The organism is Pseudomonas sp. IC_126 (genome assembly GCF_004331835.1).
Lineage (GTDB): Bacteria > Pseudomonadota > Gammaproteobacteria > Pseudomonadales > Pseudomonadaceae > Stutzerimonas.
Genome location: NZ_SJSS01000002.1, coordinates 733,461 through 751,890, shown reverse-complemented (window position 1 = coordinate 751,890; position 18,430 = coordinate 733,461). Strand labels below are relative to the sequence as shown.

Annotated in this window: 17 protein-coding genes; 4 read left to right on the top strand and 13 right to left on the bottom strand. The window is 63.0% G+C overall.

Annotated elements, in window-relative coordinates:
* Positions 1–61: 61 nt before the first annotated feature.
* The 8 genes from E0D86_RS08800 to bioB all read right to left on the bottom strand — a co-directional run bounded on the left by E0D86_RS08800 (position 62) and on the right by bioB (position 8,686).
* A complete protein-coding gene (locus tag E0D86_RS08800; RefSeq protein ID WP_131649630.1) occupies positions 62–1,366 on the bottom strand; it encodes a diguanylate cyclase in 1,305 nt (434 codons plus the stop codon).
* Positions 1,367–1,652: 286 nt separating this feature from the next.
* Positions 1,653–3,473 carry a phenylacyl-CoA dehydrogenase gene (locus E0D86_RS08795; RefSeq protein WP_131649629.1) on the bottom strand — a complete coding sequence of 607 codons (1,821 nt, stop codon included), beginning with the start codon at positions 3,471–3,473 and terminating at the stop codon, positions 1,653–1,655.
* A 322-nt stretch (positions 3,474–3,795) separates the two neighbouring features.
* A complete protein-coding gene (locus E0D86_RS08790) occupies positions 3,796–4,050 on the bottom strand; it encodes a hypothetical protein (protein WP_131649628.1) in 255 nt (84 codons plus the stop codon).
* 90 nt (positions 4,051–4,140) lie between these two features.
* Complete coding sequence (bioD, locus tag E0D86_RS08785) at positions 4,141–4,830, bottom strand: dethiobiotin synthase (protein ID WP_131649627.1); 690 nt, start codon at positions 4,828–4,830, stop codon at positions 4,141–4,143.
* A gap of 1 nt (position 4,831) precedes the next feature.
* Entirely contained in the window at positions 4,832–5,653 is an 822-nt protein-coding gene (gene bioC / locus E0D86_RS08780; RefSeq protein ID WP_131649626.1) for a malonyl-ACP O-methyltransferase BioC, read from the bottom strand.
* On the bottom strand, positions 5,650–6,372 hold the full coding sequence (locus E0D86_RS08775; protein WP_131649625.1) for an alpha/beta fold hydrolase: 723 nt from the start codon (positions 6,370–6,372) through the stop codon (positions 5,650–5,652). Before E0D86_RS08775 ends, bioC begins: the two co-directional genes overlap by 4 nt.
* Positions 6,365–7,546, bottom strand: coding sequence for an 8-amino-7-oxononanoate synthase (bioF, locus tag E0D86_RS08770; protein WP_131649624.1), 1,182 nt, complete (start codon positions 7,544–7,546; stop codon positions 6,365–6,367). Before bioF ends, E0D86_RS08775 begins: the two co-directional genes overlap by 8 nt.
* Before the next feature lie 84 nt (positions 7,547–7,630).
* A complete protein-coding gene (gene bioB, locus E0D86_RS08765; protein WP_131649623.1) occupies positions 7,631–8,686 on the bottom strand; it encodes a biotin synthase BioB in 1,056 nt (351 codons plus the stop codon).
* 93 nt (positions 8,687–8,779) lie between these two features.
* On the opposite strand from bioB, the gene E0D86_RS08760 reads away from it, so the two are divergent.
* Positions 8,780–9,490, top strand: coding sequence for a ComF family protein (locus tag E0D86_RS08760; RefSeq protein ID WP_131649622.1), 711 nt, complete (start codon positions 8,780–8,782; stop codon positions 9,488–9,490).
* Between the two features lie 179 nt (positions 9,491–9,669).
* Positions 9,670–10,644, top strand: a complete 975-nt coding sequence (locus tag E0D86_RS08755; protein WP_131649621.1) for a serine/threonine protein kinase — start codon at positions 9,670–9,672, stop codon at positions 10,642–10,644.
* A 169-nt stretch (positions 10,645–10,813) separates the two neighbouring features.
* Here E0D86_RS08755 and E0D86_RS08750 read toward each other — a convergent pair whose 3' ends face one another.
* Complete coding sequence (locus E0D86_RS08750) at positions 10,814–11,653, bottom strand: 23S rRNA (adenine(2030)-N(6))-methyltransferase RlmJ (protein ID WP_131649620.1); 840 nt, start codon at positions 11,651–11,653, stop codon at positions 10,814–10,816.
* A gap of 131 nt (positions 11,654–11,784) precedes the next feature.
* Between E0D86_RS08750 and E0D86_RS08745 the strand changes: the two genes are divergently transcribed.
* Entirely contained in the window at positions 11,785–12,828 is a 1,044-nt protein-coding gene (locus tag E0D86_RS08745; RefSeq protein ID WP_131649619.1) for a nitronate monooxygenase family protein, read from the top strand.
* An 87-nt stretch (positions 12,829–12,915) separates the two neighbouring features.
* Complete coding sequence (locus tag E0D86_RS08740; RefSeq protein ID WP_131649618.1) at positions 12,916–13,410, top strand: sterol desaturase family protein; 495 nt, start codon at positions 12,916–12,918, stop codon at positions 13,408–13,410.
* A 144-nt stretch (positions 13,411–13,554) separates the two neighbouring features.
* Here the strand turns inward: E0D86_RS08740 and E0D86_RS08735 are convergent, their stop codons facing one another.
* Genes E0D86_RS08735 through E0D86_RS08720 form a run of 4 tightly spaced genes read right to left on the bottom strand, consistent with a single transcriptional unit; the run spans position 13,555 to position 18,425 of the window.
* Positions 13,555–14,481: a phytoene/squalene synthase family protein gene (locus tag E0D86_RS08735; protein WP_131649617.1), complete on the bottom strand. Its 927-nt coding sequence runs from the start codon at positions 14,479–14,481 to the stop codon at positions 13,555–13,557.
* Positions 14,478–15,983 carry a phytoene desaturase gene (locus tag E0D86_RS08730; protein ID WP_131649616.1) on the bottom strand — a complete coding sequence of 502 codons (1,506 nt, stop codon included), beginning with the start codon at positions 15,981–15,983 and terminating at the stop codon, positions 14,478–14,480. The genes E0D86_RS08735 and E0D86_RS08730 overlap by 4 nt, the downstream gene beginning before the upstream one ends.
* Positions 15,980–17,143, bottom strand: a complete 1,164-nt coding sequence (gene crtY / locus E0D86_RS08725) for a lycopene beta-cyclase CrtY (RefSeq protein WP_131649615.1) — start codon at positions 17,141–17,143, stop codon at positions 15,980–15,982. The genes E0D86_RS08730 and crtY overlap by 4 nt, the downstream gene beginning before the upstream one ends.
* A complete protein-coding gene (locus tag E0D86_RS08720; protein ID WP_131649614.1) occupies positions 17,136–18,425 on the bottom strand; it encodes a glycosyltransferase in 1,290 nt (429 codons plus the stop codon). The genes crtY and E0D86_RS08720 overlap by 8 nt, the downstream gene beginning before the upstream one ends.
* Positions 18,426–18,430 lie beyond the last annotated feature (5 nt).

Here is an 18,430-nt window from a genome sequence, read left to right as displayed (position 1 = left end):
AGTGACCGACTGGTTCTCATGCTGGCGCCATTGAGGTGGCGTGATTGCGTCGCCACGGCCGCTAGGTATCAGCGGCCGAACGCTTTGCCGTCCGTACCGCGCCACACCGATTCTCGCCATGCGAGCGAATGCAGTTGCGCCCTGCACTCTTGGCGCTATAAAGCGCCTGATCAGCGCTTTTGATAACTTCCTCCGGGCTGCGCTGCGTGATCAGCCGCTCGGCCACGCCAATGCTGATGGTCACCGAGACTGACGCCGCCGAACTGGCACCACGACGCTGCCGCCCTCGCTCCGCATCCTTTGGCCGATTCGACTTATCCCGTAGCTGCAATGGATAGTCCTCGACCGCCTGCCGGACGGCCTCCAGATGCACCAGACAATGCTCCAGATCGCGGCCCGGAAACACCAGCGCGAACTCTTCGCCGCCGTAACGATAGGCACGCCCGCCGCCGCCCACCTTGCGCAACCGGCTCGCAACCAGTCGCAGCACCTGGTCGCCGACGTCATGGCCATGGGTGTCATTGAACGCTTTGAAGCGATCCACATCGGCCATGGCGATGACGTAATTGCGCCCCAGCCGCTGTAGCCGTTCGTTGAGCGCCCGGCGCCCGGGAAGGCCGGTCAGCTCGTCACGAAACGCCATCTGGTAGGCCTCCTGCGCGATCGCTACCACCAGCATCAACATCAGCAGGCTACTCATAACATTGAGCGTGCCCGGCCGACTGAACACCTGCGGCAGCATCAGCAGCAAACCAATCAGCGCGACGAACTGAGCAGCATGCACCGGGCGCGGACGCCGCAGGTATTGCACCAGCAAGCCAGTCAGCGCCACCAGAAAAACCGGATAGGCCAGTTGGATCAGTGACAACCAGTCCGTCTGCAGGGAGAGCCAACGAATCTCTACCAACCAGTCGAGCGTGGCCTCGGGGAACCGTCGCGCCAAGGCCAGCGCCAACACCGACACGGCAAACAGCACAGCGAGGCGCGCCAAACCGTCTTGCAGCAGATGAGCACGTTCACGCCACAGCGCGTAGAGCCCGTAAAGCGCAGGCGACAGCAGGCTGCAGAGATGAAACGTCAATGCGGCTTCCGGCAATAAAGCGCCTGTAAGCCGGTAATGATCGACCTGGGTATCCAGCAAAAAATAGACGAGATAGACCACCAACAACAGAAAGCCCTCGCGGACCCGGGCATAGGCGATACAGAACGCGCCACCGAGCAATAGCAGAACAGTCGGCAGTACGTTGAACAGCGATGTGAAGAACTCGTTGAGATTCGTCTGCCGCGCAGCGATCAGCGAGCCGAATAGCAAGGCCAGCGGTGCATACAGATGACTAACAAGGCGTGCAGCATTCAGGCGAGGCACGACGGCTCCGGCAGATGGTCGCGAGAACCAGGCATTGTGCCATTAACTCGATCAGGCGATCACCTCAGATCGAGCGTGAGCACCTTTTGCTCGGATTGAAGGCCACCGGCGAAGCAGTGATTCAAGTAACGACGGTAGCGCGTCACGCGGCTATCGGTGGTCTATCCGATCGCTCCACGGCACGCCTTCATAACGACTGCCTTATAAAGGCGAAACCCCGCGATTAGCGGGGTTCGTCATCAGCTGAGTCCATTGCCAAGGCAACGGATCTCAGCTCAGCACAACCTTAGTACGCCAGCTCGAAGTGAGCCTCGTCCATATCCATCAGGTTGTCAGCACCGGACAGCATGGTTTCGATGTGGGTGCGAGTGCGCGGCAGGATGCGCTGGAAGTAGAAGCGCGCCGTCTGCACCTTGGCGGTGTAGAAGCCATCGCTGTCTTCGCCGGCTGCGATCTTCTCGGACGCCAGGCGCGCCATGTCGGCCCAGAAGTAGGCCAGGCAGGCGTAACCGCAGTACATCAGGTAATCCACCGAAGCGGCACCGACTTCTTCGCGGTTTTTCATCGCAGCCATGCCGACCTTCATGGTCAAATCGCCCCACTCCTTGTTCAGCTTGGCCAGCGGCTCGACGAACTGCTTGATCGACTCGTTGCCTTCGTTGGCCTGGCAGAACTTGTGCACCACCTTGGTGAAGCCCTTCAGCGCTTCGCCCTGGCTCATCAGCACCTTGCGGCCCAGCAGGTCGAGTGCCTGAATGCCAGTAGTACCTTCGTACAAGCAGGAGATACGGCTGTCACGTACGTTCTGCTCCATGCCCCACTCGGCGATGAAGCCGTGCCCACCGTAAATCTGCACGCCGTGGTTGGCGGCTTCGAAGCCCACTTCGGTCATGAACGCCTTGGCGATCGGAGTGAGGAAGGCCAGCATTGCATCTGCGGCCTTGCGCTGCTCCTCGTCCTGACTGCGCTGAGTGATGTCGACCTGCTTGGCGGCGAAATAGAGCATCGCGCGATTGCCTTCGGCGAAGGCCTTCATGGTCAGCAGCATGCGGCGCACGTCCGGATGGACGATGATCGGGTCAGCGGCTTTCTCGGGCGCCTTGGGACCAGTCAGCGAACGCATCTGCAGACGCTCGCGAGCGTACTTGATACCACCTTGGAAACCGATCTCGGCATGGGCCAGGCCCTGCAGAGCGGTGCCCAGACGCGCGGTGTTCATAAAGGTGAACATGCAGTTCAGGCCCTTGTTCGGCGGGCCGATCAGGAAGCCGGTAGCGCTGTCGAAGTTCATCACGCAGGTGGCGTTGCCGTGGATGCCCATCTTGTGCTCCAGCGAGCCACAGGACACGCCGTTACGCTCACCGACGCCGCCTTCGGCGTTCGGCAGGCCGTCTTTTGGTAAAAACTTGGGCACGATGAACAGCGAAATGCCCTTGGTGCCTTGCGGCGCATCGGGCAGACGGGCCAGTACGATATGGACGATGTTGTCGGCCATGTCGTGCTCGCCCGCGGAGATGAAGATCTTGGTGCCGCTGATCTTGTAGCTGCCGTCGGCCTGAGGCTCGGCCTTGGTGCGTAGCATGCCCAGGTCCGTGCCGCAGTGCGGCTCGGTCAGACACATGGTGCCGGTCCACTCGCCGGATACCAGCTTGGTCAGATAGGTGGCCTGCTGCTCGGGCGTGCCGTGGGCGTGCAGGGTGTTCATCGCGCCATGGGACAGGCCGGGGTACATGCCCCAGGACCAGTTGGCTTCACCGACCATCTCGCTGATGGCCATGCCCAGCGACTCCGGCAGGCCCTGACCGCCATGCTCGACGTCGTGGGCCAGGCTCGGCCAGCCGCCTTCGACGAACTGCTGGTAGGCCTCCTTGAAGCCGGTCGGCGTTTTTACGCCCGACTCGCTCCAGGTGCAGCCTTCGAGGTCACCGACGCGATTCAGCGGGGCGATGACCTGCTCACAGAACTTGGCGCCTTCGTCGAGAATGGCATTGACCATGTCCGGGGTGGCGTCTTCACAACCCGGAAGGCTCTGATAGTGCGCTTCGTAGCCGAGCAGTTCGTCACGTACGAAACGGATATCGCGCAAGGGGGCCTTGTAATCAGGCATAGCGTAAACCTCAGCGGTGGGCTCTTTGATTCAGGTGACCGACCGGCCACTCTTGGTTTGGATAGTGACCGCCACATGGCAGGTCAAACAGGCGTTTGAAACATACGTTTCGCCCTGCGCGATGTCAAGCAGGGGCCAGAACGCCGTTGGTCGGAGCGCCCTACTAATGAGAGTCTAGAAAGAGATGGCCCGTAGGGGCTGTCCATTGCTTGGTCATTTCAAACAAACGACAAGAAACGCCATACCGCGCAGCAACACGGCTCACAGCGAAACAGCAACAGCCCGAGGATGGAAGGATTTCGGAGAGACCGACCGGAGGGAGTCAGGCTTTGGTATTAATTAAAGTGCCAAGCACTTCATCTGCGCTCTGCAACATCCGTGCGCCGGCTTTCGCCGCGTGCTCGCTGACCTTCATCTGGATCAGCTGCTCGGTCAGCTCGACGGCATCGGCGACTGTTTGAGAATTTTCGGCAACCGGCAACGTATCGGCGGCGATCGCAGCGCCGGCATCATCGACGCGCTGCTGGCCGGCCTGGAAAGCGGCCAGACCGGAAGAGAGAAGATTGGAGATCTGCATGTGCGACTTCCAGGTAGTCAATTCGCCATCATTGAAGCAGAGCTGAAACTCAGCCGCCAGTAACGCATCGTTATAAGCGGACCTGAAGCATCAACAAGCCGGGATGAGCGGCCCGATATCCAGATAGCGCGCAACGTCGGCGGGACACGCCTCGGATAGGTGCGGCACCCGCCCGAGGCAAGGCGCCGGCAACCGCTCGGTCAGCGTGGCGAGGTTTTCCTCCAGCCGCGACGTTGCCGGATCGACGATGTTGGCAACCCAGCCCGCCAACCGTAACCCGTCGCGCTCGATGGCCTCGGCCGTGAGCAAAGCGTGATTGATGCAGCCCAGGCGAACCCCGACGACTAGAATCACCGGCAATCCCAGCTGCACAGCGAGATCGGACAGACTTTCGCGACCGGCCAGCGGCACGCGCCAACCGCCGGCGCCTTCCACCAGCGAGAATTGTGCCTGCAACGCCAATATCTGCCGAACCGGCTTCGCGAGCGCCGCCACGCTTAATTCGACAGCGGCTTCGCGCGCGGCCAGATGCGGCGCAATGGCCGGCTCGAAGGCGAACGGATTGACCTCCTCGTAGCGCAGCGGCAGCGTGCATTCGCCGAGCAACGCCAGCGCGTCGCTGTTGCGCAACCCATCAAGGGACATCTCGCACCCCGACGCCACCGGCTTCGCCGCAGCCGTGCTGTGCCCCGCCAGCCGCGCCGCATGTAGCAGCCCGGCGGCGACGGTGGTCTTGCCGACTTCGGTATCGGTACCGGTGACGAAAAAAACCGCGGTCATCTCAGAAATCCTTGCGCAACACGCCGTATACCACCTGATAGGTCGCCGGCAGCCCGCTCGGTGTGCGGAACTGCTCGTACGCATCAATCAATGCGCGAATGCGCGCACGGCCGGTAAGACGGCCGGAACGACCGGGATTCAGATTGTGCGCACCGAGCGCCTTGAGCTCATGGGTCAGCTGACGCAGCTCGGCGAAGTGCAGCACCTGGGGCTCGACATCGAGCCGGTCCAGCCGCAATCCACTGGCGGCGCAGAGCTGCTGGTAAACCTCCAGGGAACGAAAGCGATTGACGTGGGTAAAACCGTCCACTGCTTGCCAGCTGTCGCGCAGCTCCTGCAGGGTGCCGCTGCACAGACTGGTAAAGGCCAGAACGCCGTCTGGACGCAGCACCCTTTTCGCCTCGCTCAGTACGGCGGAAAAATCTTCACACCATTGCAGCGCCAGACTGGAAAAGACCAGATCGACCGATGCATCTCGCAGCGGCAGGCATTCAGCATCGCCGGCAATGAACGCAGCCGCGCCGCCTTGAGGCCGTGCATGGCGCAACATACCTTCGGCGATATCCAGCGCGACACCTTCGCTTGTAGAAAAGCGACTCGCCAAAACCCTCGAAAAGTAACCGGTGCCTGCACCCAGATCGAGCCAGCGCGAGGGTTGCAGATCAGTCGGCAACCGTTCGATCAATACGCTGCCGACGGTGCGCTGCAGCTCGGCCACGGCGTCATAGCTAGCGGCGGCACGGGAGAACGATGCGGCGACCAGGCGTTTGTCCGGCAGGCCGGATGCGGCATTGGCAGGCGTCACCGCAACCCATTCACTCATACAGCGCTGCCTCTGATAAATGCCACCATCTCCGCCGCGACATCATCAGCGCGTTCCAGAGCCAGCGCATGGCTCGCGCCTGGAATCATTTTGGTCTCTATTCCGGGCATCCAGCGCCGCAACGCATCGCAGGCGGCCGCCGGAACCAGTGCGTCACCATCGGCGAACAGATGCAGCTGACGACCAAAATAACCATGCAGGGCCGCGCGCCCATCCAGCTCCGCCAACAACTGCAGGCCGGCGTCCAGCACGGCCGGCGCAGACTCCGACTGGCTGACCAGCAGCTGGCGCGCCAGCGTTCGCGGATCGTAACCACCACGGCTGCATAACGAACGAAAGCGCTTGAGAGTTTCTTCAGGATCGAGCCGGAACGCCTCGTGAAAGGCATCGAAGATTTCCGGCGCCATGCCTTCCGGCCATTGCGGGTGGGCGCGGAAGCAGGGGTTACTGGCGATGGTGATCAACCCGCGGCAGGTATCCAGGCGTCGCGCCGCCAGCTGAGCGGCGAGCATGCCGCCCAGCGACCAGCCGGCCAGCCAGCTGTCGTGTGGTACACGCCGGTCGAGTTCATCGAACCAGGCATTGGCGTCTGCCAGCTCGGGCAAGGGTTCGATGATCACCTCAATATCCGGTGCGAGCTCGGTCAGTGCCTCGCACAAAGGCTGCAACGCAGCCGGGCCGAACGCCCATCCAGGCAGCAAAATCAGCTGATCACGCATCCGCTTCAGGCTCCTCGGCCAATCGATTCCAGCATTCGGCCAGGATATCCAGCAGTCGTTCCACCTGCGCCTCGCTGTGCAACGCACTGAAGGTCACGCGCAGCCGCGCACTGCCGACCGGCACGGTGGGCGGCCTGATCGCGCCGACCAGAATGCCGCGCGCCTTGAGCGCAGCGGACAATGCCAGGGCCCGCTCGCTGCTGCCGACCAGAATCGGCTGGATCGGCGTCGGGCTGTCCATCAGAGTCAGGCCGATGTCGGCGGCGCCCTGGCGGAAGCGGGCGATCACCCAGTTTAGGTGCTCACGGCGCCAGCCTTCACGGCGCAGCAATTCGAGACTCGTGAGCGTTGCACAGGCGACGGCCGGTGGCTGGCTAGTCGTATAGATGTAGGGCCGAGCGAACTGGATCAGCGTCTCGATCAGCTCCTCGCTGCCGGCAACGAAAGCGCCCGCCGTACCGAAGGCCTTGCCTAGGGTGCCGACCAGAACCTGCACGTCATCGATGCCCAGCCCGAAATGTTCGACGATGCCGCTGCCGGTTTTGCCCAGCGGGCCGAAACCGTGGGCGTCATCGACCATCACCCAGGCATCGCGGCGCTTGGCCTCAGCGCACAGCGTCGGCAGGTCGGCCAGATCGCCGTCCATGCTGAACACACCATCGGTGACCACCAGCGTATTACCGCTAGCCTTCTCTAGTCGCTTGGCCAGGCTAGCCGTATCGTTGTGCAGGTATCGGGAAAAACGCGCGCCGGACAGCAGGCCGGCATCGAGCAGCGAAGCATGGTTGAGGCGATCCTCCAGCACCGTATCGCCCTGCCCCACCAACGCCGTGACAGCTGCAAGATTGGCCATATAGCCAGTGGAAAACAGCAGCGCACGCGGCCGTCCGGTGAATTCCGCCAGCGCCTCTTCCAACTCGTGATGCGGCGTGCTGTGGCCGATCACCAGATGCGAGGCGCCACCGCCGACGCCCCATTTCGCCGCGCCCTGCTGCATCGCGGCGATCACCTCGGGGTGATTCGCAAGCCCCAGATAGTCATTGGAACAGAAAGCCAGCAGCCGCTCGCCATCGACGGTCGCTTCCGGCTGCTGCGGTGTTTCCAGCAAGGGTCGTTGGCGGTAAAGATGCTCGGCACAGCGGGCCGCGAGGCGGGATTGCAGGTCAAAGGACATGAATAAGCTCGAAGCTGGAGGCCTGAAGCTGGAAGCGGCGCCGAATCGCTTCACGCTTCCGGCTTAAGGCTTCCAGCTCCGTGTTTATACGACCGCGTTATAGAACAGCTTCGAATCGCGCTGCTCGACCAGCGCCTGCTCGATGGCGGCCTGATGCACTTCGTCATCGTGCTCCTCACGCGCTTCGGGCTGGATGCCCAGGCGCTTGAACAACAGCATGTCCTTGTCGGCCTGCGGGTTGCCGGTGGTCAGCAGCTTTTCGCCGTAGAAAATCGAGTTGGCGCCGGCGAGGAAGGCCAGGGCCTGCATCTGCTCGTTCATCTGCTCGCGACCAGCCGACAGGCGCACGTGGGACTTGGGCATCATGATCCGCGCCACGGCGAGCATGCGAATGAAGTCGAAGGGATCGACGTCCTGCTCCTCGGCCAGCGGCGTGCCTTTCACTTTGACCAGCATGTTGATCGGTACCGATTCAGGATGCTCCGGCAGGTTGGCCAGTTGGATCAGCAGGCCGGCGCGGTCGTCCAGCGATTCACCCATGCCGAGGATGCCGCCGGAGCAGATCTTCATCCCCGACTCGCGCACGTAGCTCAGGGTCTCCAGACGGTCAGCGTAGGTGCGGGTGGTGATGATGTTGCCGTAGAACTCAGGCGAGGTGTCGAGGTTGTGGTTGTAATAGTCCAGGCCCGCCGCCGCCAGTGCTTTGGTCTGTTCCTGATCGAGCTTGCCGAGGGTCATGCAGGTTTCCAACCCCAGGGCTTTCACGCCCTCGACCATTTTCAATACGTAGGGCATGTCCTTGGCGGACGGATGCTTCCAGGCCGCGCCCATGCAGAAGCGCGTCGAACCGATGGCTTTGGCGTCAGCCGCGGCATCCAGCACCTTTTGCACTTCCATCAGTTTTTCTTTATCAAGGCCGGTGTTGTAGTGGCCCGACTGCGGGCAGTACTTACAGTCTTCCGGGCAGGCGCCAGTTTTGATCGACAACAATGTCGAAACCTGGACGCGGTTGGCATCGAAGTGCTGGCGATGCACGCCCTGAGCCTGGAAGATCAGGTCGTTGAACGGTTGTTCAAAGAGCGCCTTGACTTCGGCGAGGCTCCAGTCGTGACGGGTAACGGAAGCGGCGGTGGCGCTCATGGGCATTCCTTGTAATTAATAGCGGCTCGGCGGCCTGGCACGGATGCGAAATGGTTAGCCAAGGCGATGTGGCTGTCAACCTGGAAAGGAATCATGGTTTACGACTGGTTAAAATATGAGCACTACTGCCAACTTTGCGATGAACGCTGCGAAGCCGACCAATCGCTGTGCGCGCCCTGCGAAGCCGATTTGCCTTGGCTCGACGGGCAGTGCTCGATCTGCGCGCTGCCGCTACCAACGTCAGGCCTGATCTGTGGCGACTGCCTCAAACGCCCACCCACCTTCGATCACGTCGCAGTACCCTGGCGCTTCGCCTTTCCCGTAGACAGCCTGATCACCCGCTTCAAGCACCAGTCACGCTGGCCGCTGGGGAGATTGCTGGCGGAGCAGCTGACTCGCCATCTGCAACACGCCTACGCCGAAGGTCTGCCGCGTCCCGACGTGCTTCTGCCGGTCCCGCTGGCGCGCAAGCGGCTGCGAAAGCGAGGTTTCAATCAGGCGAAAATGATCGCCGACTGGCTGAGCCCGGCACTGGCGGTCCCGGTCGATATGCAACTGCTGCAACGGGTTCAGGACACTCAATCGCAACAACAACTCGACGCTGCGAGCCGGCGCCGAAATTTGCGACAAGCGTTTCGCCTGGCTGACCAAGAGAGACTCGCCGGACGTCACATCGCAATCGTCGACGACGTACTTACTACCGGCGCCACTGCCGAAGCACTGGCTCGTCTGTTGAAACGCGCCGGCGCTGTACGAGTCGATGTGTATTGTCTGGCGCGCACGCCGAAGCCGGGGGATACCTGAAACCACGAGCGGAGCGAGCCATGCGCGCGAACCCAGGCTCCGCATGTTTCGTCCTACATGGCACCGCTTTCACGGACAGCCCCTCCCGGCGATTGCGCCAGCCTAGACTTGCGGCAAGCCATGCGGTTGTTTAAAAGCCCGGGTGCAATACACTGACCGGCCCATTCGCGGAGCCGACCATGAGCCATCCCTTCGACACTCTCACGCCTGACCTTGTGCTCGATGCGGTGGAAAGTGCGGGCTTTATCAGCGATGCGCGCGTGTTGGCGTTGAACAGCTATGAAAACCGGGTCTATCAGGTGGGCATCGAAGATGACGCACCTGTGGTCGCGAAGTTCTACCGCCCAGGCCGCTGGAGCAACGAGGCGATCCTCGAAGAGCATCAGTTTTCCATTGAACTGGCTGACCGCGAGATTCCGGTGGTGGCGCCATTGGAGCGCAACGGCGAAACACTGTTCGAGCATGCCGGTTTTCGCTTCGCGCTCTTTCCCCGTCGCGGAGGGCGCGCGCCGGAGCCGGGCAATCTCGACCAGCTCTATCGCTTGGGCCAATTACTCGGCCGCATGCACGCGGTCAGTGCCAGCCGGCCCTTCGAACACCGCGAAACGTTGAATGCTCAGCACTTCGGTCACGAATCGCTGGCGACCTTGCTCGATGGTGGCTTCGTGCCGAAAAGCCTGCTGCCGGCCTACGAGTCGGTGGCACGCGATCTGTTGAAGCGCGTCGATGAGGTCTTCAACCGCACCGAATTCCAGCCGATCCGCCTGCACGGCGACTGCCACCCCGGCAACATCCTCGCCCGCGACGACGCTTTCCATCTGGTCGATCTGGACGATTGCCGCATGGGCCCATCGGTGCAGGATATCTGGATGATGCTGGCCGGTGAGCGTCACGAGCGGCTCGGGCAACTGTCCGAGTTGGTTGACGGCTACAACGAATTCCATGATTTCGCGCCACGCGAACTACCACTGATCGAAGCCCTTCGCGCTCTGCGCTTGCTGCACTACAGCGCCTGGCTGGCACGCCGCTGGGACGATCCGGCCTTTCCGATGAGCTTTCCGTGGTTTGGCACGGAGCGCTATTGGGGCGATCAGGTGCTGATTCTGCGTGAGCAGATGTCCGCGCTGCAGGAAGAGCCGTTGAAGTTGTTTTAGCGGGAAGCTGGGCGCACCGTAGGGTTGGGCCGGGAGGCGTCCCGCTTCAACCCACCGAGGCAAGCACCGACCTCGTCTTGGGCGGGCTGAAGCCCACCCTACCAAACTGAGTGGCTTCCGTAGGGTGTGCTTTAGCGCACCAGATTCACAGACGGCAGCTACGCCGCGGTCAGGCCTCTTCGATCAACCAGTCCAGCCGCCAGCCGCCCTCGCTTTGCTCCAGCAATGTGGCCAGCCAAGGCAGCAGTTCGCGCAACTCCTCTTCCAGCCCCCACGGTGGGTTGGCGATGGCCAGGCCCGAGCCGTTCAGCCGCAGCGCCTCATCGGTGGGGTGGACGAACAGTTCGGCGCGCAACAGTTTTGGCGCACCGCTACGCGACAGATCCTGATAGAAACGCCTGAGTTGGCGTTCATCTTTGATCGGATACCAGATCACGCCAATGGTCTGGCGCATGCGGCCGAGCGCTTCGGACAGTGCTTGGACACAGCGACTCAGCTCATCGGCCTTCTCGAATGGCGGATCGATCAGCAACACGACGCGCTTTTCCGCGGTCGGCATCAACGCTCGCGGCACATGCCAGCCTTCGCCCAAATGCACCGCCACGCGGCGGTCGCCGGCCATGTTGTCTTTCAGCAGGCGGCCATCTTCGGGGTGTTTCTCGTTGAGCTGCAGACGATCCTGCGGGCGTGTCAGCTGTCGCGCCAGTTCTGGCGAGCCGGGGTAGTAACGCAGGGCGCCGTCAGGGTTGAGTGCTCGAATCACATCCAGATAAGGCTTCGCCATCGCCGGGACATCCTCGGCCTGCCACAGCCGCGCAATACCCTGCAGCCATTCGCCGGTACGACTGGCCTGGTCGCCGGCCAGGTCATACAGACCGACGCCGGCGTGGCTGTCGAGATAGGCAAGAGGCGCGTCCTTGCGGGCCAGCAAGGCAAACAGCCGGGACAATACGAGATGTTTGAAGACGTCGGCGTGATTGCCGGCGTGAAAAGCGTGGCGGTAGTTCATCGGGCACTCCTGAAGAGCGCACAGTCTAACTGCGCAGCGACCTGTTTCGCAGGGGGCGCGATACGCCATGCAAAACGACGACAGATGGCTGCTACAGTGGCACCCCGCCAGCCAGAGACCAGGACCTTCCAATGGACATTCGCGACCTGTTTCAGATCACGCTGCCAGTCATCCAGGCACCGATGGCCGGATCGCAGAACCATCAGCTCGCTGCAGCGGTATCCGAGGCTGGCGGGCTCGGCTCGATTCCCGCCGGCATGCTCAATGCCGAGACCCTGGATGCCGAACTGACAGCCATGGCCGCGCTGACGCGCAAGCCCTACAACGTCAATTTTTTCTGCCATCAGACGCCGACAGCCGATCCCGCACGCCACGAAGCCTGGCTGGCGCTGCTGGCGCCGTTTCTCGAAGAGCTGCAAATCGACCCGGCGAGCATCCCCAACGGAGCCACGCGCCAACCCTTCGACGCGGCGATGGCCGAGGTGGTCGAGCGGCACCGCCCGCCTGTTGTCAGCTTCCATTTCGGGCTGCCTGCTCACGAGTTGCTGCAGCGCGTACAGGCCACCGGCGCGAAGATCCTATCCAGCGCCACGACGCTTGAAGAAGGCCGCTGGCTGCAGGAACAGGGTGTGGATGCGGTGATCGCCCAGGGCGTCGAAGCAGGCGGTCATCGCGGCATCTTTCTCAGCGAAGATATCGACGGCCAGATCGGCACCTTCGCCCTGTTGCCGCGGCTGGTTGGCGCGCTGGACATTCCGGTGATCGCCGCCGGAGGGATCGCCGATGCGCGCGGTGTCGCTGCCGCGCAAACGCTCGGCGCGGCGGGCGTGCAGATCGGCACCGCCTATCTGCTGTGTGACGAGAGCCGCGCCAGTCCCTTGCACCGTCAGGCATTGCAGAGTCCCGCCGCGCGGCACACCGTACTGACCACGCTGTTCACCGGGCGACCAGCACGCGGCATGGTCAATCGAATCATCCGCGAACTGGGGCCTCGGCCCGCTGCGGTGCCGGCGTTTCCGCTGGCAGGCAACGCGATCAGTGCGCTGCGGGCCAAGACCGAAAGCCTGGGGATCGATCATTTCTCGCCGCTCTGGGCGGGGCAGAACACCAGCGGCTGCCGTGCCGTTCCAGCGATGCAACTGACCGAGGCGCTGGGGGCCGGCTGGCACCGTTGAGACAGGCCACTGCCAAGCGTCGGCGCCGCACCGGCCGGCGCTGCCCAACGAGTAGACTGGTGCAATCTGCAAAGCGAACGGATCGGTATGACCGTGCTGACCAATACATTGGTATTTCTCGTCACCTTGGCCGGCATGGAGCTGTTCGCCTGGTGGGCGCACAAGTATGTGATGCACGGCTGGGGCTGGGGCTGGCACAAGTCCCACCACGAGCCGCGCAGTGGCTGGTTCGAGAAGAATGACCTGTACGCTGTGGTGTTCGCTGGCGTCGCGATCGTGCTGATCGCGCTCGGCACCGCCGGCTACGGCCCGCTGGAGTGGATTGGCGCCGGCATGACCGCGTACGGCCTGCTGTATTTCGTTGCCCATGACGGGCTGGTTCATCACCGTTGGCCGCTACGCTACGTGCCGCGCAACGGGTACCTCAAGCGTCTTTACCAGGCTCATCGTCTGCACCACGCAGTGGAAGGCAAGGAACGCTGCGTATCCTTCGGCTTCCTTTACGCGCCGCCACTCGCCGTCCTGAAACAGCAATTGCGCGAGTTGCATGACGGACCACTGCGCAAAACAAGCCGCCACTGAAATCGTAGCGAGCGATGGCCAGGCAAGGCGAATGCACTCAGGGCGCGCTGAGAAAACGGAGTCTACGTGCTGCAAATGAGCACTCCGAAGTTGCTTTCAACGCCGCCTAGCCTAGCGCCGCAGGTTTCAACGGTTGCTTGTGGGCTAGCGCGGACGTCGCCACAAAGAAGCAGGACGCGGCCTGACCGGCATCCGCCGCGAGGCCAGCGCCAGCGCGCCACCGCCGAGCAGAAATTGCAGCTTCTGCACCTTGCTAGTCGAGACCCGCGTATCCCAAGCGGCCGCGCCGCGCGCCTTCACGTCGATGCCGATCTGCCGATAAACGCCATGTGCCGTGGCGATCGACCAGGCCGAGCGCAATGGCAGATCACGCAACCCCTGCGCCGCCGATTGGTAATAGGGCTCGGCCAGTTCGACCAGCCGCGTCGCTAAGGTCGACAATGCAGCGCGGTGCTGCGGCAGGCCAATTTCATCCGGCGGGATTCCCGCTTCGGCCAACCAGTCAGCCGGCAGATAGATACGCCCGATCTGAGCATCTTCGACGATATCGCGGGCGATGTTGGTCAGCTGAAACGCCAGCCCCAGATCGCAGGCGCGATCCAGGGTCGGCTCGGCTTCGGCGCCCATCACCTTGGCCATCATCAGGCCCACCACGCCGGCGACGCGATAGCAGTAGAGCAGCGTGTCGTCGAGGGTCTGGTACTGATAATCCTGCACATCCATGCCAAAGCCCGCCAGATGCTCCAAGGGATATTCCCGTGGGATCTGGTGGCGTTGAATGACCTGCTGAAACGCGGCGAACGCCGGATCGCTCATCGGCTCGCCGGCATAGGCGCGTTCGGTCAGCTCCACCAGCTCGGTGAGGCGCGCCTCGCCGGTGGAGCGGTCGCCGTCGACCTGGCCATGGCCGAGGATCTGGCCATCGATCACGTCATCGCAGTGCCGGCACCAGGCGTAGAGCATCACCGCGCTCTGGCGGGTGCGCTCGTCGAACAGTCTCGCCGCCGCAGCAAAGCTCTTGGAGCCGACATTGATCGCTTGCGTCGAGTGATCGATGACCTGATCGTTCATCGGGCGAAATCCTCCAGCATCAATCCAGCTGTAGCTTTGGCCGAGCCCACCACGCCGGGTACGCCTGCGCCGGGATGGGTGCCGGCGCCAACGATGTAGAGGTTAGGAATCGTGTCATCGCGGTTGTGCGGCCGGAACCAGGCGCTCTGGGTGAGGATTGGCTCCAGCGAGAACGCTGAGCCAAGATGCGCGTTTAGCTCGTCACGGAAATCGTGCGGCGTGAAGATCCGGTGGGTGACCAGGTCCTCGCGCAGGCCCGGAATGTAGTGACGCTCGAGGTATTCGAAGATGCGGTCGCGGTACTTGGGCCCCTCCACCGTCCAGTCGATATCGGCCGTGCCCAGATGCGGCACCGGCGCCAGCACGTAATGACTGGCGCAGCCTTCAGGTGCCAGCGACGGGTCGGTCACACAGGGTGCATGCAGGTATAGGGAAAAGTCGTCGGCCAGGGTTTCGCGTTTGAAAATTTCGTCGATCAACTCCCGGTAGCGCGGACCGAAGCACACGGTGTGATGCTGCAGGTGCTCATGGCGTCGCTTGAGGCCGAAATGGATGACGAACAGCGACATCGAGAAACGCTTGCCGCTCAGCCGCTGCGCCTCGTCACGTCCGCGCTGCTCGTGGCCCAATAACTGCTTGTAGGTATTCACCACATCGGCGTTCGACGCCACAGCATCGGTCTCGAAGCGGCGGCCATCCTGAGTCACCACGGCCTTTGCTCGCCCTCCTACCAGTTCGATGCGAGCGACCTCGGCGTTCAGCTCCAGCGTGCCACCCATATCCTCGAACAGCCGGACCATGCCCTGCACCAGTGCACCAGTGCCACCACGCGGAAACCAGACGCCGCCCTGGCGCTCCAGCGCATGGATCAGCGTGTAGATCGACGATGTTTCGAATGGGTTGCCGCCCACCAGCAGAGAGTGAAAGGATAGGGCCTGCCGCAGCCGGTCGTTCTCCACAAAGCTCGACACCATGCTGTACACGTTGCGCCAAGCCTGCAGCTTGGCCAACTGCGGGGCGACGCCGATCATGCTGCGAAACGACAGAAAGGGCACGGTTCCCAGCTTGACGTAGCCTTCCTCGTACACCGCACGGGAATAGGCGAGGAAGCGTTGGTATCCGGCGACATCCTTGGGGTTCAACGCATGGATTTGCCTGTCCAGCTCCGCCTGGTCATTGACGTAATCGAAGCTGTAGCCGTCTTCCCAGCACAGCCGGTAGAACGGGCTGACCGGCAGCAGCTCGACGTAGTCGGCCATGCGCTTGCCCGCGCCGGTGAACAATTCTTCGAGGGCCTGCGGGTCGGTGATCACCGTCGGGCCGGCATCGAAGGTAAAACCCTGGTCGTGATAGACGTAGGCGCGGCCGCCCGGCTTGTCGCGTTTCTCCAGCAGCGTGGTCTGCACGCCGCTGCGTTGCAGGCGGATCGCCAGCGCCAGGCCGCCAAATCCGGCGCCGATCACCACGGCCCGCGTGGGTACATCGCCTGCTGGCTCGTTCATCGCTTGTCCTTGTGAAGATTACGGGCGGCCAGCGCGTGCAGCGCCTCGCCCACCGGTACGGGAGGTTTGCCCGAGACGATGCGCAAGCGGTCCCAGGTGGTCAGGTTCGCGGCGTAGAAGCGCTGAATCAGCGGCTCGCGCAGACGATAGAAACGCTGCATTACCGCCCAGCGGCGATCTGCCGGGCCAGCCATGAACAGCATGCGATTGAGCAGGCGGAAGAAGCCGCGCTGGCGCCACTGCGCCAGTGAATAGTCGCGGATTGCCGTGAATAGCTCAGCGGCATTCCAGCGATCCAGCGCGATCAGATGATCAGCCAGGCGCACCGCATCGGGCAGCGAGTAGCCGGTGGTGGGATGAAACAAGGCTGCCGACAATCCGCTTTGCGGCACACCGGCCGCCTCGTCCCAGAACGCAGGAAGATCTCCAGAAAGCACGATGGGTAACACACCCTGCTCTTCGCGCAGCCGTTCGGCGATGCGCCAGCCTCGCGCATCGGCGTAGCGCTCGATGTTGTTTCGCAGGGTGTCGAGTGCGACGGCATCGCCGTCGGCGTAATAGGTGTCCTCGATCAGCAGGTGATCAGCGCTGAGCGGCAGGACGTAGACGAACCGGTAGCCGTCCTGCTGGGCGACGCTGGCATCCATAATGATCGGCTGTTGCAGGCCGTGAGGCTGCTGCAGGCGCAGCTCCTGACCGAGGAACTTCTGAAAGCCCAGCGCCAGCTGGGCGGTCCGGCGCGCGCCGCGCCCATCGATTACCGCGCCGGCTTGCAGGGTGCCCCCCGACGCCAGGCGCACCCGTTGTGGCTCAACTTCCGCGGCGTCTGTACCCAGACGCACGCGGTCGCCCAGTTCGGCCATCAGGTGCTGATGAAAGCGCCGCGAAAAGATGCTCGCGTAACCGCTGTCCAGCCGCCGCTGAAGGTTGGGAAAGATCACCTCATAAGCCGGCCAGCGGTTGTCCACGAGCGGCTCCAGCCAGGCCTGTTGCGCGGGCGTCAGGTCGTGTTGGTGAAAGGACCAGGTGTGGTTGCCGCCCAAGGTTTCGCCCTGTTCCAGAATCAGCAGACGCAGGTCCGGACGCTGCTGCTGCAACCGCAGCGCCAACAGCCCGTTGGCCAGACCGCCGCCGACGAGGATCAGGTCCGCATCAGCCATGCTCGGCTCCCTGCACTGCCGGCCACTTAATGCCGAGTGCCCGTTCAATCAGCAGCGCCGCTCGCGGCGCACCCCCGGCGGCGCGAATCTCCTCGCCCAGACCTCGCGCACGCTGGGCAAAACCGGGCTCGCGCAACAATCGGCGTAGCGCCTGTACGATACCTCGGCAGCTGGCCAGGCGCGGATCGAGCTTCAGCCCCACGCCCGCATGGACTATCCGCGCAGCAACGCCGGGTTGATCGAAGGCGATCGGCAGCGCCAGGCTCGGCACACCGGCTTCCAGCGCGTCGAGCGCTGTGTTCAACCCTGCATGGGTGATCAGCGCATCGGCCCGCGCCAGCACCGCACGCTGCGGCGCGAAGTCGGTGACCCAGCTGGCGCCGGTCTGTAGCAACTTTTTTTCCTGCCGCACATCGAGGCGGCCGCAGTGAACGATCAGCAGTTGCACCTCGAGCTCGCGGCAGGCCTCGGCAATGCGCGTGAACAGCCCGAAGCGATCACCTTGCAAAGTGCCGAGGGAAGCGAACACAAACGGCCGTCCGCTCACGACGGATAAGTCCAGCGCAGGTTCTTCAGTCAACGCCGAACGCAGCGGGCCGACACAATGAAAGTGGTCTGGCAATCCAATACGCGGGAAGTCGAAGCCGGTGGTGGTCTGGCTCAGCTGCAGCAAGGGCGACAGGCATTCATCGAGGCGCTGGCGCGGCGACAGGCCGAACTCGGCGGCATAGCGCGCGATCACTGCAGCAAGGGCTTGCATCGCCCGATCGTAAACGCGGCTGCTGTGGTGGTTCAACTGCTCGCCCCAGGCCGTGGCCCGATAACGCCAAGGCATCACCGGCAGCGGCACAAACGCTTCGCGGTTGACCGGCAGCGCACAGGCCACCGAGACGAACGGTAGCCCAAGATGCTCGGCCACCAGCCCACCAGCAGGCTCCATCTGATCTGCGATGATGGCGTCGGCGCCGATGGCGCGCAGCACGGCCGGCGCCTCTCGACAGTACATCTCGGTCGCAGCGGCCATATCTGTGATGACCCGACGTATGCCCCAAGGGCCGCCAGGACGTGCCGCCCGTTCGACCACTGCGGTGAGCGAGCCAGGCGGATGTGAGCCGGCACCGATCCGGTGAAAGCCCAGCGATGGATGGCGCAATGCCGCAGCGACATCCGCCTGTTGCACGACCGTCACACGATGCCCGCGAGCAAGCAATTCGGCGGCGATGGCCTCCATCGCGCGCAAATGACTATAGAAAGGCGGTGTGATCACCGCGAAGTGCGTCATCGGAA

Excerpts from the sequence above, each read along its gene's own strand:
- E0D86_RS08795 (WP_131649629.1), bottom strand. The coding sequence starts at position 3,473 with ATGCCTGATTACAAGGCCCCCTTGCGCGATATCCGTTTCGTACGTGAC.
- E0D86_RS08790 (WP_131649628.1), bottom strand. The coding sequence starts at position 4,050 with ATGCAGATCTCCAATCTTCTCTCTTCCGGTCTGGCCGCTTTCCAGGCC.
- bioD (WP_131649627.1), bottom strand. The coding sequence starts at position 4,830 with ATGACCGCGGTTTTTTTCGTCACCGGTACCGATACCGAAGTCGGCAAG.
- bioC (WP_131649626.1), bottom strand. The coding sequence starts at position 5,653 with ATGAGTGAATGGGTTGCGGTGACGCCTGCCAATGCCGCATCCGGCCTG.
- E0D86_RS08775 (WP_131649625.1), bottom strand. The coding sequence starts at position 6,372 with ATGCGTGATCAGCTGATTTTGCTGCCTGGATGGGCGTTCGGCCCGGCT.
- bioF (WP_131649624.1), bottom strand. The coding sequence starts at position 7,546 with ATGTCCTTTGACCTGCAATCCCGCCTCGCGGCCCGCTGTGCCGAGCAT.
- bioB (WP_131649623.1), bottom strand. The coding sequence starts at position 8,686 with ATGAGCGCCACCGCCGCTTCCGTTACCCGTCACGACTGGAGCCTCGCC.
- E0D86_RS08760 (WP_131649622.1), top strand. The coding sequence starts at position 8,780 with ATGGTTTACGACTGGTTAAAATATGAGCACTACTGCCAACTTTGCGAT.
- E0D86_RS08755 (WP_131649621.1), top strand. The coding sequence starts at position 9,670 with ATGAGCCATCCCTTCGACACTCTCACGCCTGACCTTGTGCTCGATGCG.
- E0D86_RS08750 (WP_131649620.1), bottom strand. The coding sequence starts at position 11,653 with ATGAACTACCGCCACGCTTTTCACGCCGGCAATCACGCCGACGTCTTC.
- E0D86_RS08745 (WP_131649619.1), top strand. The coding sequence starts at position 11,785 with ATGGACATTCGCGACCTGTTTCAGATCACGCTGCCAGTCATCCAGGCA.
- E0D86_RS08740 (WP_131649618.1), top strand. The coding sequence starts at position 12,916 with ATGACCGTGCTGACCAATACATTGGTATTTCTCGTCACCTTGGCCGGC.
- E0D86_RS08735 (WP_131649617.1), bottom strand. The coding sequence starts at position 14,481 with ATGAACGATCAGGTCATCGATCACTCGACGCAAGCGATCAATGTCGGC.
- E0D86_RS08730 (WP_131649616.1), bottom strand. The coding sequence starts at position 15,983 with ATGAACGAGCCAGCAGGCGATGTACCCACGCGGGCCGTGGTGATCGGC.
- crtY (WP_131649615.1), bottom strand. The coding sequence starts at position 17,143 with ATGGCTGATGCGGACCTGATCCTCGTCGGCGGCGGTCTGGCCAACGGG.
- E0D86_RS08720 (WP_131649614.1), bottom strand. The coding sequence starts at position 18,425 with ATGACGCACTTCGCGGTGATCACACCGCCTTTCTATAGTCATTTGCGC.